Source organism: Heliomicrobium gestii (genome assembly GCF_009877435.1).
Taxonomy (GTDB): Bacteria; Bacillota; Desulfitobacteriia; order Heliobacteriales; family Heliobacteriaceae; genus Heliomicrobium; species Heliomicrobium gestii.
The window spans coordinates 1-25,105 of sequence record NZ_WXEX01000012.1; the positions used below are offsets into that span (position 1 = coordinate 1).

19 protein-coding genes are annotated in these 25,105 nt (G+C 59.4%); 6 read left to right on the plus strand and 13 right to left on the minus strand.

What is annotated here, in order from left to right; translation table 11 throughout:
• The coding region (rlmD, locus tag GTO89_RS13180; RefSeq protein WP_161262561.1) for a 23S rRNA (uracil(1939)-C(5))-methyltransferase RlmD at positions 1-1,522 on the minus strand (1,522 nt) is incomplete at its 3' end.
• Between the two features lie 418 nt (positions 1,523-1,940).
• Here rlmD and GTO89_RS13185 point away from each other — a divergent pair.
• From GTO89_RS13185 to GTO89_RS13195, 3 genes are all read left to right on the plus strand, one after another.
• The gene (locus tag GTO89_RS13185) at positions 1,941-2,558 is read left to right on the plus strand and encodes a copper amine oxidase N-terminal domain-containing protein (RefSeq protein ID WP_161262562.1); all 618 of its coding nucleotides are present in this window, start codon (positions 1,941-1,943) and stop codon (positions 2,556-2,558) included.
• A gap of 81 nt (positions 2,559-2,639) precedes the next feature.
• Positions 2,640-3,785, plus strand: a complete 1,146-nt coding sequence (locus tag GTO89_RS13190) for a hypothetical protein (RefSeq protein ID WP_161262563.1) — start codon at positions 2,640-2,642, stop codon at positions 3,783-3,785.
• 385 nt (positions 3,786-4,170) lie between these two features.
• Positions 4,171-5,280 (plus strand): hypothetical protein, encoded by a 1,110-nt coding sequence (locus GTO89_RS13195; protein WP_161262564.1) that lies wholly within the window; start codon positions 4,171-4,173, stop codon positions 5,278-5,280.
• Positions 5,281-5,282: 2 nt separating this feature from the next.
• Here the strand turns inward: GTO89_RS13195 and GTO89_RS13200 are convergent, their stop codons facing one another.
• On the minus strand, positions 5,283-6,926 hold the full coding sequence (locus GTO89_RS13200; protein ID WP_161262565.1) for an amidohydrolase family protein: 1,644 nt from the start codon (positions 6,924-6,926) through the stop codon (positions 5,283-5,285).
• Positions 6,923-7,321 carry a CPBP family intramembrane glutamic endopeptidase gene (locus tag GTO89_RS13205; RefSeq protein ID WP_161262566.1) on the minus strand — a complete coding sequence of 133 codons (399 nt, stop codon included), beginning with the start codon at positions 7,319-7,321 and terminating at the stop codon, positions 6,923-6,925. Before GTO89_RS13205 ends, GTO89_RS13200 begins: the two co-directional genes overlap by 4 nt.
• 445 nt (positions 7,322-7,766) lie before the next feature.
• Between GTO89_RS13205 and GTO89_RS13210 the strand changes: the two genes are divergently transcribed.
• Positions 7,767-8,453, plus strand: coding sequence for a DUF4912 domain-containing protein (locus GTO89_RS13210; protein ID WP_161262567.1), 687 nt, complete (start codon positions 7,767-7,769; stop codon positions 8,451-8,453).
• Entirely contained in the window at positions 8,446-10,056 is a 1,611-nt protein-coding gene (locus tag GTO89_RS13215) for a glycoside hydrolase family 57 protein (protein ID WP_161262568.1), read from the plus strand. Before GTO89_RS13210 ends, GTO89_RS13215 begins: the two co-directional genes overlap by 8 nt.
• 122 nt (positions 10,057-10,178) lie before the next feature.
• Here GTO89_RS13215 and GTO89_RS13220 read toward each other — a convergent pair whose 3' ends face one another.
• The gene (locus GTO89_RS13220; protein WP_161262569.1) at positions 10,179-10,586 is read right to left on the minus strand and encodes a hypothetical protein; all 408 of its coding nucleotides are present in this window, start codon (positions 10,584-10,586) and stop codon (positions 10,179-10,181) included.
• Positions 10,587-10,739: 153 nt separating this feature from the next.
• On the opposite strand from GTO89_RS13220, the gene GTO89_RS13225 reads away from it, so the two are divergent.
• Complete coding sequence (locus GTO89_RS13225) at positions 10,740-11,018, plus strand: DUF4911 domain-containing protein (protein WP_161262570.1); 279 nt, start codon at positions 10,740-10,742, stop codon at positions 11,016-11,018.
• An 81-nt stretch (positions 11,019-11,099) separates the two neighbouring features.
• Here GTO89_RS13225 and GTO89_RS13230 read toward each other — a convergent pair whose 3' ends face one another.
• The 9 genes from GTO89_RS13230 to GTO89_RS13270 all read right to left on the minus strand — a co-directional run bounded on the left by GTO89_RS13230 (position 11,100) and on the right by GTO89_RS13270 (position 24,775).
• Positions 11,100-12,350 carry a glycosyltransferase family 4 protein gene (locus tag GTO89_RS13230; RefSeq protein WP_161262571.1) on the minus strand — a complete coding sequence of 417 codons (1,251 nt, stop codon included), beginning with the start codon at positions 12,348-12,350 and terminating at the stop codon, positions 11,100-11,102.
• A 121-nt stretch (positions 12,351-12,471) separates the two neighbouring features.
• Positions 12,472-12,837 (minus strand): carbohydrate-binding protein, encoded by a 366-nt coding sequence (locus GTO89_RS13235; protein WP_328793918.1) that lies wholly within the window; start codon positions 12,835-12,837, stop codon positions 12,472-12,474.
• A 243-nt stretch (positions 12,838-13,080) separates the two neighbouring features.
• Positions 13,081-14,220, minus strand: a complete 1,140-nt coding sequence (gene nifV, locus GTO89_RS13240; protein WP_407929495.1) for a homocitrate synthase — start codon at positions 14,218-14,220, stop codon at positions 13,081-13,083.
• Between the two features lie 177 nt (positions 14,221-14,397).
• The gene (locus GTO89_RS13245; RefSeq protein ID WP_161262573.1) at positions 14,398-14,610 is read right to left on the minus strand and encodes a hypothetical protein; all 213 of its coding nucleotides are present in this window, start codon (positions 14,608-14,610) and stop codon (positions 14,398-14,400) included.
• Positions 14,611-14,685: 75 nt separating this feature from the next.
• Positions 14,686-15,153 carry a thioredoxin-dependent thiol peroxidase gene (gene bcp, locus GTO89_RS13250; protein WP_161262574.1) on the minus strand — a complete coding sequence of 156 codons (468 nt, stop codon included), beginning with the start codon at positions 15,151-15,153 and terminating at the stop codon, positions 14,686-14,688.
• Between the two features lie 25 nt (positions 15,154-15,178).
• Positions 15,179-15,655, minus strand: a complete 477-nt coding sequence (locus GTO89_RS13255; protein ID WP_161262575.1) for an L-2-amino-thiazoline-4-carboxylic acid hydrolase — start codon at positions 15,653-15,655, stop codon at positions 15,179-15,181.
• A 317-nt stretch (positions 15,656-15,972) separates the two neighbouring features.
• Positions 15,973-20,079 (minus strand): UvrD-helicase domain-containing protein, encoded by a 4,107-nt coding sequence (locus tag GTO89_RS17860; protein ID WP_161262576.1) that lies wholly within the window; start codon positions 20,077-20,079, stop codon positions 15,973-15,975.
• The gene (gene addB / locus GTO89_RS13265) at positions 20,076-23,708 is read right to left on the minus strand and encodes a helicase-exonuclease AddAB subunit AddB (RefSeq protein ID WP_161262577.1); all 3,633 of its coding nucleotides are present in this window, start codon (positions 23,706-23,708) and stop codon (positions 20,076-20,078) included. The genes GTO89_RS17860 and addB overlap by 4 nt, the downstream gene beginning before the upstream one ends.
• Positions 23,705-24,775, minus strand: coding sequence for a 3'-5' exoribonuclease YhaM family protein (locus GTO89_RS13270; RefSeq protein ID WP_161262578.1), 1,071 nt, complete (start codon positions 24,773-24,775; stop codon positions 23,705-23,707). The genes addB and GTO89_RS13270 overlap by 4 nt, the downstream gene beginning before the upstream one ends.
• Positions 24,776-25,105 lie beyond the last annotated feature (330 nt).

Sequence of the window (25,105 nt, forward strand, 5' to 3'; positions counted from 1 at the left end):
TAAGTAGTAAACAACTCTCCACATGCCCCGCCTGGGGAAACATATCCACCGGCGTCACCTTCTCCACCCGCCACCCATGAGCGGACAAGCGCGCCGCGTCACGAGCCAGGCTGGCCGGATCGCAACTGACATAAACGATGCGCTCAGGGCCGGCCTGGGCGATCGCTTCAATCACGCGCTCATGACAGCCCCGCCGAGGCGGATCCAAGACGATCACATCGGGAACACCCTCCCGATCGAGCAAATCCGGCAGCAGATCCTCTACCTTGCCCGTGAGAAACTCGGCGTTGGTGATGCCGTTCAGTTCGGCGTTTCGCTGAGCGTCTTCGACAGCCATGGAGACCTCTTCAATGCCGATGACACGGGAGCAGTCGCGGGCCAGGAAGAGGCTGATCGTTCCGACACCGCAGTAGGCGTCGACAACCGTCTCTCTTCCGGTAAGGCCGCAGGCTTCCTTTGTCAGTTGATAGAGGACTTCCGTCTGCCGGGGATTCACCTGGGTAAAGCTGGCGGGGCCAACCTTAATCTTCAGTCCCCCGGGCAGGTAGTCGGTCAGCCGTTCTTTGCCCGGCATGCTCACATGGTAGGGGTAGTCGGGGCCGAGAACCTCTCCCTCGCCTTTTTCATTCACATTCACGTAAAGGGAGACAAGGTTGTAATGATCTTCCGCATACTGTTCCCCCGTACGTGGTTTCCCTGCGAGACGCTCGCCTGTAAACCCTTCGCCGGTGAGCCCTTCCCCCATCAGCCGCTTGGCCAGTTCTGCCACCGCCTTACGCCAGGCAGAGCGCCAAGCGGGAAAAACGAGGATCAGCATCATCTCCCCCGCCCCTTCGGGCGGGGTTGTCATTTTCAGGACTACATGGCGGATGGGCAGTTCACCTTCGGGATCAATATCGGGCAAATGACGCCGCAGGGCTTTCAGAACCGGTGGAAAGGACTCCGGCAGGAGAGGGCATTCATCATTTTCCACGAGTTCATGGCTGGAGAGGCGGTAGTATCCCATCTGTACCGGCTTTTCGGCATTTCCCGATGGGGCGGACTTATCCACCGTCACTGGTTTGCCCGACGCCTCCGCCTTATCGGGCATTTTTGAACTTTCCACTCCCTCGGCTTCCCGTCGAAGGTGCATTTGCACCCGGTTGCGGTACCGCCAGGGGTTTGCCGCGCCGACGATGTCGCCCACGGAAACATTCTCCAGACGGCCCAGTCGCCGCAAGGCGTCCTGGACCCCCTCCGTCTTCACGCGGCATTGGGCAGGGTACTCCATCATCTGAAGCTGGCAGCCGCCGCAGCGCGGAAAGACGCGGCAGGGTGGCTCCACCCGTTCTGACGACGCTTCCAGCACCTCCAGCAGTTCGGCCCGGGCAAAGTTCCTTTTCACCTGGGTTACACGGGCCTTTACTCGTTCACCGGGCAAGCACTCGGGGATAAACAGGGCCATCCCGCCGGGCCGAGCCACGCCTTCACCCTGCAGGGTCATCCGTTCGATGGAAAAGATATCGATATCGCCAGTTCGCATCTAATAACCTCCAAAATTTTGTTGAATCAACGGTTCCTGTATGTAGGTCTATATTTAGCGCGGTCATTTTTATAGATTGACCAATTCCCCACAGGCCAATGTATTCCGATCGCATCCTGCTTGGATAATTTTGCTTAGCACAGCTATTATAAGACACGAATACCTGCAAAAAGAAGGATCTTTAATAAAATATCGAAATATACCGTTTTTGCAAAGGCAATACCATTCGTCTCTTCCGTTCCAAAGAGATTAAAAATCGGAAATGAGACTGGCATTCGCCTGGGAGTGAAAAGGTCCCTCCATCGCTTCGACTTTTACACAAATCTGCCACAAATCAGTCGCATAATGATCTTGGTGACAAGCAGACGGTCAAAGAAGGACCGAATCCGCAATTTTCTCGTGATCAGGAGGAATTTTCATGAAAAAGAGAGTCGCAGTGTGCGCGCTCGCAACAAGTTTGGCCCTGACAACTGTATCGACCGCTTGGGCCGCCTCCCCGCCAGACCTCAAAGGGCTGCTAAATCAAATCAAAAACGAATCGACGGAAACGGCGCTTCCTGACTCGATCGTCACTGAATCCCTGACCATGCCCGATCCCGCCATCTCCGATGAGGCCGCCCATCCCGCAAATGCCGTGGACCTTAAGCAATTGGCAAACCAGTGGAACCTCTCTGGTTTTTCCGGTATTAAGGTGTTAGGTAACGGTCAAGAAATTGCCTTCGATGTTCCCCCGCAGATCGTTGATGGCCGGACCTTGATCCCGGTGCGCAAAGTGACGGAAGCCTTCGGCGCCCAGGCAAAATTTGATGACACCACCCGGACGGTCACCCTTCAACTCGCCGGTGACACGATCCAGTTGACCCTGGACTCAGCACAGGCCTTAGTCAACCAAAAGCCTGTCACATTGGATGTGCCTGCCAGGGCCGTTGACGGGCGCACCTTGGTGCCGCTTCGTTTCATCAGCGAAAATCTGGGCAAGGCCGTCAACTATGCCCAGGCTGGCAATGTCACCGTCATCAACATCACCGATAAGTAAAGGTGATCTTAGCGCTTAATAAACGTATATCGAAGCGAGTAACGCAGTAAACAAACAAAAAAGATGCCTGGAGGTATTCTCATGAAAAAAGAGACGACCGCTTTGGTAGTCGCCCTACATATGTTGATGGCCAGTACCGTCTTCGCAGCCGATACGGGCGCTACCACGGCAACCTCTCCAACGGCGGCGGCTACGACCGCAATTGCCCCTTCAACAACGTCGACTGGCGCAGACACCACATCGACCACGAACACCGCCGCCAATACCGCGACAACCACGACGAATAACACGTCCACTACTCCGACCAGCACGACCAGTACGGCGACGACTCCCAGCGCTACCACAACAAGCACACCCACAGATTCCGCGTCACCAACGTCGTCTACGTCATCAACAACCTCGACTACACCGCAATCCTCAACGACAACCACGCCGTCGCCGACTACGCCAACCGTCTCCGATGTGCCCGTTGGCGACCAGCAGCAGTGGTATGATACGATCAACAGCAAATACCAGCAAATCGTGCAACTCCGCCAGCAGGATCAGGCGCTGCAAAACCAATTAAAGGATCAAAATGAGAAAAACAAAGAAGCGGCCAAGACCCGTTTCTCACCCCTGACTGATGCGGAAAAAAGCCAGATTCAACAGGCTCGCGCCGCCAACAAACAATTGATTGACGGGCAAGTCAAGCCATTGCAAGAGCAAATCAAGTCATTGAATGAACAGATCAAAGGTCTTCGCGATCAAGGCAAAGGCGCGATCCAAGCGGGCGACGCTCGCGGGGAAAATGTGCCCGAAATCGTCGCCCTTCGAGAACAGATCAACGCCCTGAAAAAACAAATCGCCGACATCGAAGGACAGCGCAAAACGAATATGTCTGCGGTGCAACCCTTGTTGGACAAACAAAAACAAGCATCGGCGCTATGGAAATCAGTCCATGATCAAGTCGCTCCGCTCCGTGAGCAGCAAAAGGGTCTCTGGGAACAAGCCAAGGCACAACACCAGACGCTAGACGCTTCCTGGAAAAACTTTTGGAGCGCCGTAAACTCCGGAAATCTCTCGGGCGCTTCGGCGGCGCTGGATCAAGTCATCAGCGTGAAAACTCAGATCATCGCCTACAAACAGCAGATTTTGACGCTAAAACAACAGGTGAACAGCATCTATACCAGCAATGCCCCCTCTACGGCAACGTCAACTGATCCGACATCGTCGTCTCTACAACCGTAACGCCCTCCACCCCCACGACACTCCCCGCAACGACGACGGCCTCCTGTCCTGTAACCGCCACTCCCCCTGCAACCCCTTCTCCAACGACGACATCCTCCTCTACATCGACCGCTTCCAACTAAAATCGTTCAGTCTCTTCGTCACTTCACATCACCGCGAAAGTCATTTATCGCGTGGAAAGAACCCGGTAGCGTCAGCTTACCGGGTTCTTTTATGCCATCTGACTGCTTTGGGGCACTCTATTCCATCGAACAGCAACACCCTCCCCCAAGCTTTTTAAACACTCTCTTCAACGCCCCCCCATGCCTCTAAAGCCTCCCCGATGCCACCCACGCATTTTGCCCTGGCGACGGGGAATGAATAACAAAAAACGGGGAGAACTGCCATGTTCACCGCTGAACTTTTTTTGGCCTTGCTCTGGTCGGCAACCGGCGGACTGCTTTCCTTGCTCGGTTCCACCGGTATCTTCGTGTCCCTGGTCGTCCAACGGCGCATCGAGCGGCTCCAGGACATCCTCGAAGAGTTCCTTGAGCTGCCCTACCATGAAAATAAAAACCTGGCGGCGCCCATGGTCAGTCTGGTGCGCAAGTATCAGGTCCATTACCTCTTCCCTGACCGCCCCGGCCGGACGATCCTCTTTTACCTCGACTTCACCCTCCTGCTGATCGGGTTGATCTGGCTGTGGGTGCTCTTGATGGCCATCGACTGGCCCTTTCGTCCTCTTTTCTGGTTCCAGGGGGTTCTCCTCTTGCTGATCGGCGGCAATATGTTCCTCTTTCGCCGTCTCTTGCAACAGACCATCAGCCCGACGGGAAACCCGCTTTTTAACCCCATCATTCCGCCACCGGAGCGGTTGCGCAGCGTTTCCTACCTCTCCCGCTATGTCAACGTATCCGTCAAATCGATGCTCCAGCAGGCGCGCTTTGCCCTCGCCCTGACGAGAGACGGTGAACTGCGTTTAAAACAGGAAGTCTCCTTCGACGATTTCTATTATCTTCTCCACTGCCCGATCCAGCGATGGCTCGCCTGGGGGGAACTGCGCCTCACCTTTCCACCGGATCCGATCACAGGAAAGCCGGTTCCCTTGCAGCGCAACGTGGAAATTCCGCTGGGCCGGTTTGCCTCCATCGCCGTCAACTGCGACAAGGCAGACGGGGGTGTTCGAGCTGAGGCGAACGTCTGCGCTGACCCGGAAGGGTTTCCGGCGATCCTCTACGTCTTTCCGGCCGGTGAAAAGCACCCTATCCAACTCGAATTCGAGCTGCGAAAGGAAGAAGTGGGCTACCACTCCCGCCCCTTTCCCGAGATGACGGTCCAATCGGCTGTACTGTACCGTTTTGAAGCGGACCGGCGGCTGGAAATTATAGAAGACGGCGATCGCCTCGCCGCCTTCCAGCCCTTCCGTTCCTATTTCATCTGTGATCGGGAACGCTACTTCTGTCCCTTGTCCGAGCCGACGCCGAGGCGTTGCTCCGAGCCGCTAGAGGTGCGTTAAGGTTATTCCTCTTCTTCCTCGTCGGACGGTCCCGGCACAGGCGACGTTTTCGGTTCCGGCGCCGGTTCGGGCATGATCGGCTTGCCTTTGAAACGCAGCAGTTGCCCCTTGCCCTGCCCCTCTTGCAGCATCTTTCCCTTGGAAAAGGCCAAGGCGCCGTTGACAAAGACATGGCGGATGCCGCTCTTCTTCTCTGTGCTGGGCGGCAACAGTTTTGGGTCGATGAGCACAAGATCGGCCCACTTGCCCTTCTCCACGGTTCCCCGGTCTTCCAGGCCCAAGAGGGCGCTGGGACGACCCGAGAGCTTCAGCGCCGCCTCTTCCCAGGGGATTTTGTTCTGGTCACGGACGGAGCGACCCAGGAACTCCTTGAGGGCATCGGGGCTGTACTGGGTGGCGCTGCCCATACCGGAGTCGACCGTTAACGAGACAAAGGGCGATCCCGCAAGGCGATCGATCCGCTCCAAGGTGGTCGTGCGCAGGACAATCCGGACAAGCCCTGCCGAGGCCATTTCCCGGGCAACCACGCCCGGCGCTGCGCCCCGCTCTTGCGCGATCTCCTGCAGCGTTTTGCCCACCAGGTTCGGCGGGTTTTGGCCACCCGCCTCGGCGATCTCGATCATTTCAGGCGGGTAGAGGGTGACGGCCCGCTGGAGCGTCTGGCGGACGCCGGCCGGCTGGCGGTTGCTCGGATAGAGGGTCGTGTAGATGTTGCGCGACGACAGGTATCCTGCCTGCAGATCCTGTTCCATGTCGGCGACGCGGGCGTCGGTGGCGTTGCCGAAATACCCCCAAGGCGCCATCAAGACACGCGCCTTCGTTTCCCGGTGCAGGTCGATGACCCGCTTGAGCAGCACCGCCGGGTCGGAGGAGGTGGCCGGCAGGTTCAGGGCCAAAATGGCGCCCCGCTCCTCCAGAGCCTTGGCCAGGCGCCGGATCTCGTCAAAGGTCAATTGCCGGCCCAATTCGTCGTCAAAATCGATGGAGAGACCGTACGCCCCCTGATCCAAGGAGGTCTGCAACTCCTGAATCAGATCCTCGACGGCCGGTTTGGGCTTTTCCTTCACAGCAGGCGGCGGCGGTATCTGGCCGAACTCAAGAGGCGTCTCTTCCGCCACAACAGCGTCGCTCTTCTCCTCCGGTTTCAGCAGCTTAAAGAGGCCCTGGTGGCCAGCGAGGAGCGCGTAATTGACGGGAAGGCCCGCTTTGGCCGCCTGCTGGAGGTGCAAGGTCACATCGTCCTGGGCGATGTCGCCGTAGCCCGATAAGACGGTGGTGACGCCCTGTTTGATCAGGTTATCGAAGGCGTCCGGTCCGTCCATCGTCCCGTCCAGCCGTGAATGAAGGTCCACAAATCCGGGCAGGATGAGCAGGCCTGATGCGTCGATGACTTTCACCTTGGCGGGCGGCTGGATGATGCCGATAAAGGCGATCTTGCCTTTTTTGATCCCAATGTCAGCCTGGTAGCCTTTTTTGCCCGTTCCGTCGACGATGGTCCCGTTTTTGAGGACATAGTCGTAGGCCAAGGGCTTCTTCACCAACTCGATCCCGTGCTTTTCCAGATAGTTCATTCCAAAGTAGATCCCGGCAAAAGTGGCCGCAAACAGGGCGAGCAGCCCTCCCAGGATCGCCAAAAGGCGGTTCATCCGATTCCCCCCATATATAACATGCCGAGATAAAGCAGGGCCAGGCCGATCAGATTCCATACGGCATGGGCCACAATCGCCGGAAGCAGGGTCCTCTCCCTAGATACGACCCGACCAAGCCAACAGCCGGCGGCGTAGAGCGGCAGAAAACGGTAGGCATCACCATGCAAGGCCGCAAAGACGAAGGCGCTGCCATGGATCGCCCTTGTCCACCCCCACCGCCGGGCCAGGGCCGGCAGAAAAAAGCCGCGAAAGAAACACTCTTCCGCCACCGGCGCAAAAATGCCGGCAGCCAACAGGAGCAACAGCAACGTGGGCAGCTCTGGTCCGGAACGGGAGCTGCGAAAAAACTCCTCGACAGGATGGGGCGGCGCAGGAAAAATCAGGTTAATCAAGCCTCCCAACAGGGAGACGAGCAAAAAAAGGAAGACACCTTGAGAAAGCCCCCGGAAAAGCCTCCGTTTCCCCCCGGCTTCCCAGCCCCAGGGCACCAACAGCCCGGACCGACTGCCGTCCATCCTCTTCCATGCCATTTCCCTGTGGACGGTTTCCTCTCGGGGAATTTCCTCCCGGGGCAATTCCTCCCGGCCCATTTCTTTCCGGCGAAACCACGCGCTTGCCCCGAAAGCGATTCCCAACGTCATCGCCCCGACCGCCATGCTTTTGATTATATTCCACTCGGTCATTCCGTTCTCCTTGCCATAGATCGCGACATGTGTCGCAGACCTGATCATTCTTTTCGGGATGACGGGGAAAAATCCCTGCCGACTCGTTTAAATAGGGAGCGAAGACGCGGGAATACTAGGGGGGCAATCAGCCCAAAGGAGGTGCTCAACCTTGGTGCCCTGGTTTAATATCGGCTTATTCGCGCTTGCGCTGGTCATGCTCGCCGTTACTTTCCTGCTCGTCTATTCATGGTTCCAGCGCCAGAGCCGCCGCTCGCCCTTTCCGGTAAAAAGAATATTCGAGGAATACGCCGAAGATCTGAGCCCATTTGTCGGCCCCAAGCGCTTCGACGCCAATCTGTCGCCCCTGCTGCACCACTGCGACGAAGACGCGATCAGCCTATTGCCTCGCTCCCCCCATTCCCTATACTCCTATTGGGAGGTCTCAGGAGAACGGGAGCAGGCGGCCGCTGCGGCCTATCATCCCGACGAGTGGTGGACGGCGCCGCGCCAGATCCGCCTCTATGACATTACGGAGGTAGCCGAACTGGAGCAAGCGCCCTTTCTGGAGATCGACGTGCCTGACAACGCCGATCACTGGTTCATACAGGGTGTCTTGCCGGCTCACCGCTACCGTTTAGCCGTAGGACGACGCTTGACCGAGGGGTTCGTCATCCTGCTCCTTTCGAATGAGATCGTCACCCCGGCGGCGTCGCCTTCATCGGTGATCGATCCAGAATGGCCGCCCATTCCGGAACTGCAAGGCCACGCTTTGCCCATGGTCATGGTCACTTCCCCTGCCGGTCCTTGGACCATCATCCCGCCAAAAACGTCACTGGCCGGAGGCGTTGCCCATGACTAAAGGTTGGATTGCCTTTGTGCTCCATGCCCACCTTCCCTTCGTCCGCCACTTTGATCGGGACGACTACCTGGAAGAGCGTTGGCTCTTCGAAGCCATCACCGAATGTTACCTGCCGTTGCTCTCCGTCTTCGAGGGCTGGCGCCGAGACGGATTGCCGGCGTCCATCACCCTGACCATGAGTCCCACGCTGTTGACCATGTTGGCAGACCCGCTTTTACAGGAGCGCTATGCCAAACATATCTCAAAACTGACCCTGCTCGCCGATCTGGAGATAGAGCGCACGCGAGATGATCCGGCCTTTGCGCCGCTGGCCCAGATGTACCGAGACCGTTTCAATGAGGCGCTGCACACCTTCAACGATCGCTATGGTCGTGATCTGATCGGCGCTTTCCGGCAATTGATGGACGCCGGCATCCTGGAGATCATCCCCTGTCCGGCGACCCATGGCTACCTGCCGCTGATGCGGCCCCACCCAGAGGCGCAGCGGGCGCAGATCGCTGTCGCTGTCGATACCTACCGGGACTATTTTCACCGCTCGCCGCCGGGGATCTGGTTGTCCGAGTGCGCCTTTCACCCCGGTTTGGAAAACATCCTCGCCGACTTCCACCTGCGCTATTTCATCACCGACGCTCACGGAATTCTCTACGCCACCCCCCGGCCGCGCTACGGCCTTCACGCGCCCTTGATGACGCCAGCCGGCGTCGCCGCCTTCGGCCGTGACGTAGAATCGTCAAAACAGGTCTGGAGCAAGGATGAGGGGTATCCCGGCGACGGCGATTACCGGGAGTACTACCGCGACATCGGCTATGACCTGGATTTTGAGTATGTGCGCCCTTTCATCCATCCCGAGGGCATCCGGTTGCATACGGGGTTCAAGTACCACCGCATCACCGACCGGGAAGGCAACCACAAAGAGGCTTATGTGCCAGAATGGGCTGAGGCGAAGGCGGCTGTCCATGCGGGCAACTTCCTCTTCAACCGCTCACGCCAGTTGGAGTGGTTGAGCAGCCTGATGCCTGAGCGACCTCCCCTGATTCTCTGCCCCTATGACGCTGAGTTGTTCGGCCACTGGTGGTATGAGGGGCCGCGCTTTCTCGATCAGGTCATTCGCCAGCAGGGGCAAGTGGACCCGGAAATCGCCTTCATCACCCCTGGGCGTTATCTCGATCAGGCGCCGCGGATTCAGCCGGCCATGCCCAATGAATCGAGTTGGGGCGACGCCGGCTACCATGAGGTGTGGTTGGAAAACAGCAACCACTGGCTTTACCGTCACCTGCACCGCGCGGCGGAGCGGATGGTGCGCCTGTCGAGGGAACAGGGGGACCGGGACGGCTTGTCTCGCCGCGCCCTCAACCAGATGGCCCGCGAACTGCTGTTGGCCCAGAGCAGCGATTGGGCTTTTATCATGAAGACCGACACGGCGGTGCGCTACGCCGTCAACCGCTCTGTCTATCACCTCAACAACTGTTCACATCTCTACGAGATGTTGCGCGGCAAATCGCCCATGGAAGAACAGGTCATCCGCGACCTGGAGGAACGAAGCCCCATTTTCCCGAACATGGACTACCGCACCTACTGTGACGCCGGATCACCCGTCCACTAATCCACGGCCGCCCTCTCCCCAAGAACGGCGAGGGCGGCTATTTGGCATTGCGCTTTATCCCTTTTGGGTTAGGCGGGAGCGTTCGCCCTGCTTTTTGCGGTTGCGCCACTTTATGCGCTGTTTTATGGGCTGTTTTTGGGATGAACCTCTTTGGTGATATCGATGGCGTCGATTTTGGCTTTCAGGTCCTCGTCCTCCCGCAATGGACAGGGACCTTTCCGTTTTCGTTCACAATCCCATACAGCCATCGTCGTATCGACAACCATTTCAATCAGGGGATCATTGGAGATGCCCAGCGCCTTGGCGCGGTCGATGGCGATGGCTCTGGTTTCTTCCTTCGAAAGGGAACGACTGCACGCCCTCTGCTGCACCATAAATGTGACCATCTTGATCGCTTCCATATCGCGTTTCCAATTTTCGACGCCGCTTTTTCTCTGCTGCTGCAATAGCCCGATCACCCAGCCGATCACAGCAGTGAGTAGCGCCTTACATGCTTCGATCACGCTCGGATCTTGCCAAAAATCCGCCATACTCTCTCCCCCCTCATTTTCATCATACGCATGGTCTAAAAAAATGATTTAGACATGAAAAAACCGCAGCGATACTGCGGTTATACCGTTTATACTTTTGTTGCTGCATCATATGGAGCCTGATGTTCTTTACCCGAAAGAGGTTTTACTACCATGAAATCAAACCGTTATAAAGGAAACCGTCGCCTCTCCCGTTGGGTCGAAGAGATCGCTGCCACCGAGCGCGTCGCCTTTATTCGATTTGCCGACGGACAGGCATCGGGACTGGGATTGCGTTTGCTTGAGGGCTATGCCCACCTGTTGTATGTGGTCGCCCTGGAACCTGCGCAGGGATGGTATGCGGTGCACGCCACCCCTGAGTGTTGGACGGAGTTGCCGGCCATCCTGAGGAGCCTTCCCCGCCCCCCTGTGGAGATCCGTTACTCCCGCTAGCGGCTGCGAAAAGGAACCAAGGCGCATCCTTCCGCCTGTCATCGCTCGCGGCATCGCGCGACAATCGGCTAGACAATCGGCTTAATGCCTTGATCCTGTCTGCAATAGCTGACTGAACCCTTTGAAGCGAAAGAGGGACACCGGTCCGCGCCGCTCCGCCAGGTTCGCTTCGGTTTTCACCGTCTTATAGACCTGGAGTGTCTGGGCGGCGATGGCCGACCACGAATAGACCTCCCGCACCTCCCGGGCGGCCTGTTTCGTCATCGCCTTGACGAGCAGTTCATCATCAAGGGCGGTGATGATCTGCTCGGCCAGGGAGTTCACATTGCCCGTCAACGCCTTCAACCCGTTTTGCCGGTGCCGGACGATTTCCGCCAAACCGCCCGTATCAGAGACAACGACCGGCGTTTCAGCGGCCATGCCTTCCAGGGCGACGATGCCAAAGGGTTCGTACAAACTGGGGAACACGGCCACATCAGCAGCCCGGAGCAGCCCTACCTTCGTCGCGCCGTGAACATAGCCGGCAAAATGAACCTTGTCACCGACACCATTGCGGTTGGCCAGGTGTTTTAAATAGTTCATCTGTGTCCCTGTCCCGCCGATAACGAGCTTGGCGGGATGGCGGCGAAGGATCTGGGGCATCGCTTCGACCAGGACCTGCACGCCCTTTTCCCAGACCAGGCGACCCACATAAAAGAGAATCCGCTCATGGTCAGCGGCATAATCGCTGCGGCGAAATCCCTGGGCTTTGGCCGCAGTGAACTCATCGGGATGGACGCCATTGGGGATGACGGCGATCTTGTCGCCAGGCATCTGGAAGATCCGGCCCAACTCCCGCTCCATATGTTGACTGCAGACGATCACCCGCCAGGCCTCATAGCCCAACCACCACTCGACCTGGCTGATATACCGCTGCAGGTCATTGTGCAGGCCGTTGTGACGCCCCCATTCGGTGGCGTGAATGGTGGCGATCAGGGGCTTTTGCCAGCCGTGTTTCAAGGCCCGTCCGGCATAGGCGACCAGCCAATCATGGGCGTGAACAACGTCAAAATCGCCGTATTCACCGGCCACGGCCAGCGCTTTTTCCAGAAAGGCGAAGTTGAGATGATGGATGTCGCCGGCAAAATCGAGGGACCATAAGGAATAGGGATGGATGCGATGGACGGTGACGCCCCGATCCCGCTCGGTCGCCGGCAGGCCGTCTCCCCCCTGGGTGATCACATGGACCTCGTGGCCCTGTTGGGTCAACGCCCCAGACAGCCCGTGAACATGGGGGGCCAGTCCGCCGACGACACGCGGCGGGTATTCCCAAGACAGCATGAGGATTCGCAAAGAAACCCCTCCCGGAACTCTGCAGTTTGAAGACGGGCCAAGCCCCTTTGTCCGTCTCCCCGCAGGCATTGATATTTGTCTGGAGCCGCATAAGGCAGAGGGCCGGGGCCGAGAGCGGCCCCTAGCCGTTGTGCACCTGTATGGTCCAGTTGACGCCGTTGTTGTTGTCCCAGTTGTTGATGGAATCATGGAAACAGAAGTGCATGGCGCCCAGATCATGGGCGGGAAGAACCTTCACCCAGCCATAGCCGGTTTTGTCCATCGACACGTCATCGACCTTTTTCCAGTTCTCCGAATCACCGTACCCCACGTGCAGATAGACCTTGTCGGCGCCGCTGTTGGCGAGCAGCCCTGAATAGAGGATGCAGACCTCCTGCCCGGCTGTGGCAGGTAGGGGATCGATCCTCACCCCGCCGGGATACATATTCTCGGCCATCGCTTCCAAGCGGTTGTCGACACTGAAACGGGTGTACTTCTTGTCGGCCACTCCATCACCTCCATCGTACTCGGCGTTGGGGGACCTCCGACCTTCCCTAGTATGCGGCGTTGCGCCCCGCCCTATGACCGAAGCTTCTGGGGAATGCCGATCAATTGGGGAAATGATTTCAGGAACAAGGCGATTCCGGGAAAAGTCCTCCTGGGCATAAAAAAAACGGCCCCGGCGCATGATGCGCCGGGAACCGATTGGAATGCCGCTTGAAACAACCTCATGGCGAAAGCCGATAAGGGCTTAGTGTTCGGGATAGCCAAAGAGCTCTTCGTAGATGAACATGAGTTCCTTTTCGAAGAGGGTCCGCTTCAATTCCACAGCGGTCTCACGAACACGAGCCAGCACTTCGGCGGCCTGCACTTCGGTGAGGTCGATCTCGAATTCACGGAATTTGGACTTAATCGAGGCGGTGCCGGAGTGTTTGCCGATGACGATTTGACGGGCCAGGCCCACTTCTTCCGGGGAGATGACTTCGTAGGTTTTGGGGTTTTTCAGCACGCCGTCGCCATGGATGCCCGATTCATGGGCAAACATGTTGCTGCCGACGATGGATTTCCAGGTGGGCAAGAAGCGCCCCGAGGCTTTGGAGACATATTCGCAGAGGTCGCGGAACTTCTCCGACTTGAAGCCCAGGTCGATTCCGTCACAATATTTAAGCGCCATGACGACTTCTTCCAGCGCCGCGTTGCCAGCCCGCTCGCCAAGACCGTTGACGGTCACGCCGATATGGGTGGCGCCGGCGCGGACCCCGGCGATGGCGTTGGCCGTGGCCATGCCGAAGTCGTCGTGGGTGTGCATTTCGATGTCGATATCAACGGCTTCGCGTAGCCGTTTGATGTTATCATAGATCTTAAAGGGCTCCATAATGCCGACAGTGTCGCAGTAGCGCAGGCGGTTGGCGCCGAGCTTCTTGGCTTCCGTGGCAAACTGGATCAAGAACTCGATGTCCGAACGGGAAGCGTCTTCCGCGTTGATGGAGACATAGAGGCCCTGCCCCTTGGCGAACTCAACAGCCTTCATCATCGACTCCAGCACCCATTCGCGGGAGGTGCGCAGCTTATGTTGGATATGGATGTCGGAAGTGGAGATGGAGATGGCCACAGCGTCACAGCCGCAATCGATGGAGTGCTGGATGTCGGAGATGACGGCGCGGTTCCAACCCATGATGCTGGCCTTCAGGCCCATCTTGCAAATCTTCGCAATGGTTTCTTTTTCATCGCCGCCCATGACAGGAATACCCGCCTCGATCTGGTGAACCCCGATCTCATCGAGCATCTTGGCAATACGGAGTTTTTCTTTGTTGGCGAAAACAACACCTGCTGTCTGTTCGCCGTCGCGTAACGTAGTGTCGACGATGGAAATTTGCCGGTTGGTCAACACCCTCACCCCTCAATTGTATTTTATCTTTCTCTTTGGTAAAGACTATTATATTTTAGCATAACTGCAAGCAAACGCAAGAATAGGAGCTTTCATATACTGTATACAGCATTATTTGCCGGGATTTGACCTTTTTTGGGTTATTTTTCGTCTTTTTTGTCAACGTCGATCCCTTTGATTTTACACCCATTCGACAGCGGTGATCTTCTGCGTTGGAATCGGCTGTATCGTGGGATCGAGAATATCGTCGCGGATCCCATATGCGATGGTCGGTGTCAGGTCGACGATCTGGAACCGTTTGACATCGCCGTCGGCAAAATAGACATAGACCTTCCGTCCCTGCTCTTTCGCCTGTTCCAGCATGCTATGCACTCTTCCCCGGTGCAATCCCATGTTTTCGCCCCCTGCCCGCCCGATTTGATCGACTCCACCGGCGCCCTTTGCCAGTGACGACAGAACACCGCCGGATCAGCGCGGCTGTAACGCCTGGAGCACTGCGGCGGCATGGCCGGCCGATTTGACCTTGCGGTAGATCTGCTGGATATTCCCTTGCGGATCGATGAGAAAGGTGGACCGTTCGATGCCGATGGACTTTTTGCCGTAAAGCGTCTTTTCCTTTAAAACCTGATAGGCATTGCAAAGGGTGCTGTCGCTGTCACTGAGCAGCAGGAAGGGGAGGCACTGTTTCTCGGCAAAGCGTTCGTGCGATTTGACGCTGTCGCGGCTCACACCTAAAATGACGGCATTCGCTGCTTCGAATTGGCTGTGCAGGTCGCGAAACTCCTGCGCTTCCAGGGTGCACCCGGCTGTATTGTCTTTGGGATAAAAATAGAGCGCCACAGGGCGTCCTAAAAACTGGCTCAGACGCACCGTTTCCCCGTTGGAAGCCGGCAGTTCGAAATCGGGCGCCTTCTGACCGATGGTCAGTTCCTCCATATGCATATAGCCTCCCCAGCGGTGATCATGACTTTTTGCGAAATACCATCCGGCAACAGGCGTCACCGGCGCCGATGCGTTTTTCGGGAATAAATTCAAAGTCCGGGAAGCAGGCCATGATGCCTCGGTCGCCCTGAACAGCCCAGTCGCAAAGACGATCGGTCTCTTTGACGTCACAGCCGTGGCGCTCCCGCCAAGCGTCGACGAGGGGGCAGCGGTGAAACTCAATGACCGCCTGTTCCGGCGTCACCTCAACAATCTTCATCTCAAAGATCGCCTGGGACGTGGGCCGGGCAAACTGGGCGATCAACTTTTCCATCTCCGCCGTCGGCTCCATGGCCTGGCCTTTCATCTGGCCGTAGCGGAAAATGGCTTTCTTCGCCAGCGTCTCGGCGTCGACACCCATGGCCTGGGCCTCATCGAGAAGCAGGTAAAACCAAGTAGCCCGGTCTTGAAAGGCTTGCCGGACCGTTTCCAGGGAAAAGGTTTCGGACTGGCTCATCGTGCGCCTCCTCCATTCTCCTTGATCACCGGACAGTTTTCTGTTCCTGCCGGCTCAGATGCATGATTTCGATGTTTGGTTCGGTGCTTGCTCGGATTGTTGTCTGATGGTGTCTGTCGCCGTTGACGGTTGGCTGATGCGGTTGTTGATGTTACAGACATGTTTTCTTCGACGACCGGCGATATCATTCCTTTGCCCGTTCACCCTTTGTTAAAAAATAAAAAAAGTCCGCCCTGTGCTGAGCAACCGAAAGTGGGAGGGCGCGCACGCTGACCCCGGAGCGGCCCTTGGTTTTTTGCCAAGTGGCCGCTCCTTTCTTACAGAACCATTTCCCGACCGGCGGCGATCAGAAAGAGGTGACGGTTTTTTACTTTGACCTTGCACACCGTCTCAACAGCCCGGTGGTAGAGGTTTACCTGGCCCAGGTACATCTCTCGAAGCTGGCAGAACCATTCGTCGCTGTCCATCCCGGAGGGCCGGCGGTCTGTCTTATAGTCGAGAAGCACCCAGCCGTCTTCTTCCTCAAAGAGGCAGTCAATGACACCCTGGACGATCACCCTGTCGTCTACAGAGGCCTTGTCGGGATAGACCTCCCGAACGGGCAGGGCAAGTGTAAAGGGGACCTCCCGCAGGGCCTGCTTGGCCCGGCGAAGGCGAATGCCCAGCGGGCTTTCCATAAGGGCGCCGATCTGTTCTTCGTCGACTGCCTTTCGCTGTTCCATCGTCAGCAGTTCCCGTTCGACCAGCCGATCCACTTGCCGGGCGATGCCGTCGCGCGACAGGTCGCCGGCAAAGTCAAGGTGCTGCATGACGAGGTGAAAGGCGGTGCCCCGCTCGGCTGCCGTGAGCCGCCGTTCCTGTTGGAGAAAACGGGGGCGCATCTCGGAGAGTGCGCTGGCGGGACGCGATGGCGGCGTATCGGTTACCTGGGATGGGGGTTGATCTGGCGAGTGTTGCGCTGTTGAGGATTGCACCGTTAGGGATTGCGTTGGCTGGAGTTGCCCGTTCTGGACTTCCCCGTCACTCTCCGGTATCTCCTCTCCCTGGGCATAGAGCCACCGGACAAAGCGATCCTTGACACGGCTCACAGCGACCTTGGCCGCAATGCCGGAGGCGTCCCGCAAGGGATATTGCCAGGCGAGTTGGCCTTCCACCCGCTCCGTTGAGGTGACCGGTTCAAAGCGACGCAACTTTGCCAGCCAGAGCGGATCGACGGCGATCTCGGTCTGCTTTCCCGCCTCCTGTCGAGTCAGCGCGCTTTTGGCGCCGAAACACAGTCTCCAGCGGGATATGCCTTCCGCCTTTTGCTCCCGTTCCGGCAGGTTCCCTTCCATCGCCGCAGCGATCGCGCCGGCTGCCCAGGCCTGCATCTCCTGGCCGTCAGGGTGTTCCGCCAAAGCCGGACCGATCCAGTCGAGGTAGCACTTGGCCCGCAACAGGGCCTGGTCGGCCAGGGGCGAGGCGAGGGCGATCCCATCACCGTCTAGACGCCATTGCTGGGCAGCCTTGGTGATATCGCGGACGGTGCCCAGGAGGATCAGTTTTTCTCTGGCCCGGGTCAGCGCCACATAAAGGATGCGCATCTCCTCGGCCAAGGTTTCCCGGTAGAGGCGGCGTTGGATGGCCAGCTTTGCCACCGTCGGATAGCGGTAACGCAGTTGCGTGTCGACGACGACCGGGCCAAGACCGAGGTTTTTGTGGATCAACAGGTCCTGGCGCAAGTCCTGGACGTTAAACTGGTTGCCCATGGCGACGACGAAGACGACGGGAAACTCAAGGCCCTTGCTCTTGTGGATGCTCATGATGCGAACGACATTTTCCTTTTCCCCGAGCGCCCGGGCCGTCCCCAAGTCGCCGCCCTGATCCTGGAGTCGTTCGATGAAGCGAAGGAAGCGGAAGAGGCCCCGGAAGGTGGTCGCCTCGTACTGGCGCGCCCGGTCATAGAGGGCGCGCAGGTTCGCCTGGCGCTGCCCCCCGCCGGGCATGGCGCCGGCGTAGTCGTAATAGCCGGTCTCCCGGTAGATGGCGGCGATCAACTTGGCCAGGGAATCCCGGCGGGCGATGGTCCGCCAAGCGTCGATTTGGCGCAAAAACTCCTGAAGGCGGTGGGCGATGGGCGCCACATCCATCGGCGGCTCGACGTTCGGCCGGACGCTCGTCGCCGGGACGCTGCCGGCTTCTCCCCCAGCCCCCTCAACTTGCCTGAGAAAAGCCTGGATGGCATCAAAGAAGGATTTACGCGGTTCGGCCAAGCGGATGCGGGCCATTTCCTCCCCTGTAAACCGGAAGATGGGCGAGCGCAGAAGAGCTGCCAGCGGGATGTCCTGGCGCGGGTTGTCGATGACGCGCAGCAGCGACAGCATGATGGAGACCTCGGTGGCCTCAAAGTAACCGGAACCAGTGTCTGCGTACGCGGGAACGCCGGCTGCCCGGAACTCCTCCAGGAAGATGTCGGCCCGCCCTTTCGTCCCGCGCATGAGGATGACGATATCACGGTAACAGACAGGCCGGTAGCCGCCCTGGTCCCGGTCAAAGACAGGCATCCCTTCGTCGATCAGTTCCCTGATACGGCGGGCTGCCAGACGCGCTTCATACTGGGCCGTTTCGAGGAGGAGCAAGGCCTCCTCCCCGCCCTCCCGTTCGCCGGTGTCTTCGTCCGCGTCGGAGGCAGCGCCGTCACTGGCGCTGTTATTGATGGCATTGCTGGCGGTTTGATCGGCGCCGCCCGCTTCCGGTTCCGGCCCATCGGGATCGGGCTGCCGTTGCAACAGGTGCAATTCCACGACAGGGTCGCCCGGGTGGCCGGGAAGTTCCGGGAAGGTAGCGCCGTAGACGAGCTCCGCCTGCCGGTCATAGGCCATCTCCCCGGCGCGAACGGTCATGATCCGCCGGAAGAGGTCGTTGACAGCCAGGACGACGTTGCGGCGACTACGAAAGTTTTTCGCCAAGTCGATCCGGGCCTCTCCCGCCGCCGCCATCTCGTAGGGCCCATACCGCTGATATTTCTCCATGAAGAGCCCCGGCTCGGCGAGGCGGAAGCGATAGATGCTTTGTTTCACATCGCCAACCATGAACCGGTTGTTCTGCGACACCAGGCTCAGGAGCGTCTCTTGAACGGTGTTCGTATCCTGATACTCGTCGGTGAGGACTTCGGCGAAGTGTTCCTTCAATTCCCGCGCCAGCGCCGAAGGGAGCGGCGCCTCCGGCGTCGCCGCCTCATCCAGGAGCAGGCGCAGGCAGAAGCGCTCCAGGTCGTTAAAGTCGACGAGGCGTTTTTCCCGCTTGGCTGCTTGAAAGGCGCTGTCGAAAGCGAGGACCACTTCGACGAGCGTTTCCATCACCGGGAGCGCCCGCTCCAGGTCACCAACCAGTTCCTGGGGCGGACGAAGAAAGTACTTCTTTTGCAGGTCTGTCAGTTTCTTTTTGGCCTGATCGCGATGACGGCCCACCTCTTTTTTGAGGGTTTCGTCAACAGGGCCGCGGATGGCTTTGGCCCGGGTAAAGGCAAGCGCCTGAAAATGGCTGTACAGTTGCGACCAGGACCGGCCCGCAGCCTGGCACAGGTCCTGGGTGAGTTGCAGATCAGCCGTGATGGCGTCAGCATAGGCGGCCGGTCCGCCGGGCAGCCGGCAGAGGCGCAGCGCCCGGTTCAAAAGCCCTTCCACCTCTGCCAGGTCGATGGCGATCTCCTCACGCAACGCCCTAAACCAGGGTAGGGTTTCCCAGGCGGTCTCGCCGCTGCCGCTGTCCCCGATCGTTTTGCCGGCGTCCTGGAAGACGCGGAGGATGTCTTTTAGCCACCCCTCTGGCCAGGGCTGGCTGAGGGCTTTTGCATAGAGTTGGAGGACGATGTCCTGCAAGGGGCTGTCGTCGCGGTCGCCACCGTAGGCGTCGACAAGGGCGGTGAACCGGTGGAACTCCGCATCGGCGCCCTTCAAGGGCTCTCCCTCTCCATGACTGCCGGCCGCCTCGCCGGCTCGCTCATAAAAGGTCTCAAAGACCGCATCGAGCACGTCCTGGCGCAGCAGGGCGATCTCCGTCTCGTCGGCGACCCGGAAGGCAGGATCGAGGTCAAGGCGATAGTAGTGTTTGCGGACCAAATCAAGGCAAAAGGAGTGGAGCGTCGTGATGGCGGCCCGGTTGATCAGGACCAGTTGTTGCCGCAGCCGCGTCTGCTGGGGGTTTTGGGCCAACTCCTTGGTCAGGGCGGCCCGGATGCGCTCGCGCATCTCCGCCGCCGCCGCATTGGTGAAGGTGACGACAAGCAGGCGGTCCACATCGACGCCTTCCTTGATGATGCCGATGATCCGCTCAACCAGCACAGCCGTCTTGCCCGCGCCAGCAGCGGCGGCCACGAGGATGTCGCCGCCGCGGGCGGTGATGGCCTGCCATTGCTCGTCTGTCCATTTGGGATCGCGGTTCACCGGATCACCCCCTCAAACACGGATGTTGGGCCGGCGGCGATCTTGTCCCAGATCGTCTCCGGCGGGTCGTCGATAAGCAGCCGGTAGTCGTTATCCTGCAACAACAGGTCAAACTGGCAGACGGGCTTGTAGGGACAGAAGGCGCAGGCGAGTCGATCATCGCGCCGGTAGGGCCGGATGGAGACGAGCCCGTCCAGGATGGCTTCGCCGGCGCGGGCGAAGATGCCCTGCAGGTACCGGCGCAGGAGGGCGAACTGGTCGATCGTCAATACGGAGGAGGCGCTGTAGAAGCTGCCGTCTTTTTTTAAGCCCACGGGGATGAGCGGCGAAAAGCCCTGAGGGGTCTCGCCGTCCATGAGGGCCACCACCGCGGGATCGGCCAGGACATGGCCGCGCATCTTCATGGCTTTGAGGATGCCCTGCTCCGCCTCATCGCGCGTCAGGGGACCGCCCGCCGGAAGCAGGGGATCGCGAACGCCGAAGTAGAGCATCCCGCCGGGACGGCACTCCGGCGCGGCCAGCAGCGGCGAGGCCGTTTCGTTCAGCGATGCGGACAAGCCTTCGCCGAAAGCGCATCCGCCGATCAGCCGGTTGCCGTGGCGCAGGGCCACATCCAGGTAAGTGAGCAATTGCAGCTTCAAGCCGTGGGCCATATCGGCCAGCTTCAGATCGGCCCGGTTGGACTTGTAGTCGATGACGCGCAGCCAGGGCACATCGCCGGCCAGCGCGCCGTCGATGCGGTCGATGCGGCCCACCAGTTCCATGGCGCGGCCATCGGGCAGGGACACCTGGACGGGCGGCAGCAGTTCCCGCGGTCCAAAGCCGACCTCCAGGGCGAGGGGCCGGAATTGGCCGCGCCGGGCATGTTCGCCAAGAACGGCGACAGCCCGCGACAGGGTCTGTTGGAGGCGCCCCGTGAGGTAGCGATGGCGGGCGGTGCTGAGGAGGATCTCGTTTTGCAGTTGCGGCGCCAGGTGGGAGACAACCTCACCGGTGAGGCGAAACAGTTCCTCCCGGGGCAAGGCGCCCCAGTCGAGTTTGTCCTCACGGACGCGGTCGCCGAACTGCTTCAAGGCGGCATGGAAAAACTCGCCCAGATCGGGCGCTTCCAGGCGAAAGATCCGCCGTTCCTTGAGGCGAAGGCCATGGGAGACGAAATGGGAAAAGGGGCAGGCCAAAAAGCGCTCGATCCGGGAGACGCTGGCCTTCAAGGGGTCACCGAAGAGGCGGCGGCTCACCGGTTTGGGCAGGTCTTTTTCCCGGTTCTCATGCCAGAGGCCGGAGAGCACCCGCGCCAGTCGTTCCCGCCAGGCGGGCCGTTCGGCCAGCCAGGAGTAGGCGACCCACCAGATCAGCGGCGACGGGCGGTGGGCCAGAGCCTCCCGCATGGAAGGAATCAGGTAGGAGAGGCTGCGCCCGGGATGGACGATGTATTCGAGGGCCAGTTCATCGTCGAGCGCCCTTGCTGCCTGGGTAGAATCGTCGACAGCCAAATCCTCCACAGGAGCGGCTGCCAAGGACAAAGCGCCCGGTTCGAGCAGCCAAGTCCGTGTCGTCACCTGGGGAAAGATCTCGCGCACCCGGGCGATGACCGACGAGGGCAGTTGCGCCCGCCCTTCGGCGTCGGCCATCGGATAGACGAGGTAGCAGCGCTCACTGGCCCGGGTGAGGGCGAGGTAGACGTGGTACTCCTCGTCGAAGAGACGACGACGGCTGCCCGGCGCCAGTTCAAGACCGGTCAACTCCTGGATGCGCTCCCGCTCTTTGTCGTCAAAGATGCCGTCGTCTTTGGGCCGGGCCGGCAGCACGCCTTCGGACACACCAAGGATAAAGGCGGCCCGGATCTCAGGGCTGCGGGAGCGATCGAGGCTGCCGATGAAAACCTGATCCAATTCCGGCGGGATCAGGCTGAGCTTCAGGCTGTCAAGGCCCGCTTCCATGACGACGGCGTAGGTGGCCAGATCGAGAGGCGTCTCGCCGAGGGATTCCACGATCTGGTCAAAGAGGTCGAGCACAGCCGACCAGATCTGGCGGTGGGCGCGGGCCTCTTCAATCCGACCGGCCCCTTCCGCCTCAGCGATCCAGGCGGAGAGTTTTTCCGGCGCCTGCACGTCGATGAGCAGTTGATAGAGGGCCGCCGTGATCGGCCGGACCGCCTTGGAACGGGCGACAGCCCCATGAAAGGTGCGCAAGGCGTCCCGAGCCCGATCGCGGGCGTCGTTGATCTCGGCCAGTTCCGCCAGTTCCTGATCGCTGAACGAGTCGAGGCTGTCCTCGCCCAGGGTCAATCGGCGGCGAAAGAGCCAGGGCTCGTCGTCGCGCCAGCGGCGGCCACGGATGCCGTGGGCCAGCACATAGTTTTCCAGCCGGTCCGTCTCCTCCCGCGATAGAGGGACCAGATCGGTTTTCAAATAGCGGAAGAGGGGTTCATAGGTCCAGTCGCGTAGCACCGCCTCGAGGGCGGAGCGGATGAGTTCGACGAGCGGGTGATGGGGCGCCGGGCGCTTGCAGTCCATGAATAAAGGGATGCCGAAATCGCCGAAGACGTTCTCGATCACATCCTGATAGGATTCCAGGTCGCGCAACAGGAGCGCCGTGTCGCGCCAGCGGTAGCCTTGGTCGCGGCAGAGGCGGATGATCTCCCGGGCCGCTCCCTCCACCTCGCTGCGGCGGTTGGCGGCGGCGCAGACGAAGAGTCCCTGCGTTTTGCCCGGCCAGATTGGCGCGGGCCGGCGAAAATAAAGGGACTCCAATCGCCCCAGTTCGGGGGCTTGTCGAAAGCGCGGGGCCGATTCGTCGAGGTGGATCGCTTTTTCGATAGCAATCCCATGGTCGCCGGCCAACTGCAACAGCTTGGCCTGGGTCTCGCGGGTGCGGAAAAAGGGGTCGTCCAGATCGCACGGATCATCCAGTTGGGCCGGATCGAGGCAGAGCGTCACATTGACGCGACGGCAGACGGTCAGGAGCGCCGCCAGGACGGACAATTCCTGGGGGGTAAAGCCGGCGAAGCCGTCGACCCAGACTTCGGCGTCGCGAAGCATGGCCGATTCAGGGATGCGCTGGGCCAGCAGGTGCAAGTAGTCGTCGGGATCGGTGTATTTGCCCTCCAAAAAGGCGTTCAGCGCGCCGTAAAGAAGCGCCAGATCATGAAGCTTGTCAGCGAGGAGTCCGGCGCCCTGGCGCTCGATCACCTCGGTCTGACAGCGCTCCAGGCTGTCCACATCGATGTTGTACAGTTTCAACTCCGACAAGGCGCCGGCGAGGGCATCGGCAAAACCGGGTTGGCCGGCGGAGCGGTGAAAGAGACGCAGTTCGTCCTTGTGCCGCTCCAAAAGGCTGCGCAGGATCATGCGCTTGCCCAACTCGCCGATGGGGATGCGGGCGCTCCCGCCCACCTCCTGGAGGACCCGGTAGGCCAGGCGGCGGAAACTGAAGACCTGCGCCCGGATCGCGCCGCCCAGTCCCTGTCTTGTCGCCAAGGCCCGCTCGGTCTGAAAGGTGGCCTGTTCGGGCACGAGGAAAAGCAGGGCCGGCCCCAAGGGGGCGCTGAGGAGTTCCCTGGCGATCGCATCGAGACAGGCGCAACTCTTCCCCGTTCCGGCCCGGCCCAGGATGAAGCGCAGGCTCATGAGCGCTCCCCTCCCCCTCGATCATGGGGCGACGGTTGACTGGCGCTCTGCGCCGGGCTGGCTTGAGCGACATTCCCTTGAAGGGCGCCGGAATCGGCGACGCCGGCGTAAAAGCGGCGTTCCATCCCTTTGAGGTAGGGCGACCAGCCGTCCTTCGCTTCGCCCAGCGCCTGGCGCACCTTGAACATGTCGGCGTCAAAGCGATCGGCGTAATGAAGGATCATGGCTTCCGCCGTCTGGGGCCGTTTGGGCGACTGCCACTCATACTCGCCGTGATGGCTGGCGATCAGGTGCAGCAGTCTCAGGCGCAGTTCCTCGGGAAATCCGGGCAGGCCGGCGATTTCGCGATCGAGCAGGTTGATGCCGATGACGATGTGACCAAGCAGATTGCCGGCGACGGTATAGCCGATGACGCTCTGGTACTGAAGCTCCTCAATTTTTCCGATATCGTGGAGGATGGCGCCGGCGGCCAGCAGGTCCCGGTCGGCTTCGGGCACATTGGCGGCAAGGCCGAGGGCCGTCGCATGGACCCTAAGGGAATGCTCCAACAAGCCGCCGATGTAGGCCTGGTGGTGGGTCATTGCCGCCGGAGCGTTCACATAGGCGCGGCGGATGTCCCCTTCGGCGAAGAGACGCGCCAGCAACATCTTCAGATGGGGATTGGCGATGGCGGCGATGGCGCGATCCAAATCGGCCTCCAGTTGGTCACGATCTAAGGGGGTCACCGGCAGGAAGTGGCCCCAGTCAACCTCCCGGGCGTCGACCGGTTCGACACCGTGGATATGCAGTTGGATGGCTCCCTGGTATTCTGTGGCCTGGCCGCGGATGCGAAAAACAGTCTCCTCCTTCAGGATTTGGGCAAACTGCTCGCCCTTGTCCCAGGCTCTCGCCTCCACCTTGCCCGATCGATCCTCCAAGGTGGCGGTGAGATAATGCCCCTTCGCGGCGTCGCGGTAAGGCATAAGGGAAAAACGGCGAACAACCAAAAGGTCATGAAAGGCCTGACCATGTTTGATGTCTTTGACCATAAGACGGCCTGTCGGATGGACTTCGCATGCTTGTGTCACAGGGACAACTCCTTTTCTGTTCGGGTCGCGAGACCAAATAAGAATATGATATGAGACCAATAAGATAAAAAGATAAGGAAACCGTACAAGAAATCGGATATGCGTAATGAGAATAAAGGAACCCAGCCCATATTTGTTCGGCAAAGGGGCTGCAATTTCCTTGCACGAAAAAATGCCTTTCAACCAGCAGGCAGCTCGTTAAAAGGCATTTTTTATTTATGTGGCGTCTTTTGAGTCGGCTATTACGGATCAATCAGTTCTAGCCGTTCATGCATTCTTCCGCTTATAATGAATTCAGTTCACAAGCTCACTCACGGCGGAGGTGATCGT

Coding starts and splice junctions, on each gene's coding strand:
- GTO89_RS13215 (WP_161262568.1), top strand. CDS start 8,446: ATGACTAAAGGTTGGATTGCCTTTGTGCTCCATGCCCACCTTCCCTTC.
- GTO89_RS13185 (WP_161262562.1), top strand. CDS start 1,941: ATGAAAAAGAGAGTCGCAGTGTGCGCGCTCGCAACAAGTTTGGCCCTG.
- GTO89_RS13225 (WP_161262570.1), top strand. CDS start 10,740: ATGAAATCAAACCGTTATAAAGGAAACCGTCGCCTCTCCCGTTGGGTC.
- GTO89_RS13245 (WP_161262573.1), bottom strand. CDS start 14,610: ATGGGATTGCACCGGGGAAGAGTGCATAGCATGCTGGAACAGGCGAAA.
- GTO89_RS13220 (WP_161262569.1), bottom strand. CDS start 10,586: ATGGCGGATTTTTGGCAAGATCCGAGCGTGATCGAAGCATGTAAGGCG.
- addB (WP_161262577.1), bottom strand. CDS start 23,708: ATGAGCCTGCGCTTCATCCTGGGCCGGGCCGGAACGGGGAAGAGTTGC.
- GTO89_RS13190 (WP_161262563.1), top strand. CDS start 2,640: ATGAAAAAAGAGACGACCGCTTTGGTAGTCGCCCTACATATGTTGATG.
- GTO89_RS13255 (WP_161262575.1), bottom strand. CDS start 15,655: ATGAGCCAGTCCGAAACCTTTTCCCTGGAAACGGTCCGGCAAGCCTTT.
- bcp (WP_161262574.1), bottom strand. CDS start 15,153: ATGGAGGAACTGACCATCGGTCAGAAGGCGCCCGATTTCGAACTGCCG.
- GTO89_RS13200 (WP_161262565.1), bottom strand. CDS start 6,926: ATGAACCGCCTTTTGGCGATCCTGGGAGGGCTGCTCGCCCTGTTTGCG.
- GTO89_RS13195 (WP_161262564.1), top strand. CDS start 4,171: ATGTTCACCGCTGAACTTTTTTTGGCCTTGCTCTGGTCGGCAACCGGC.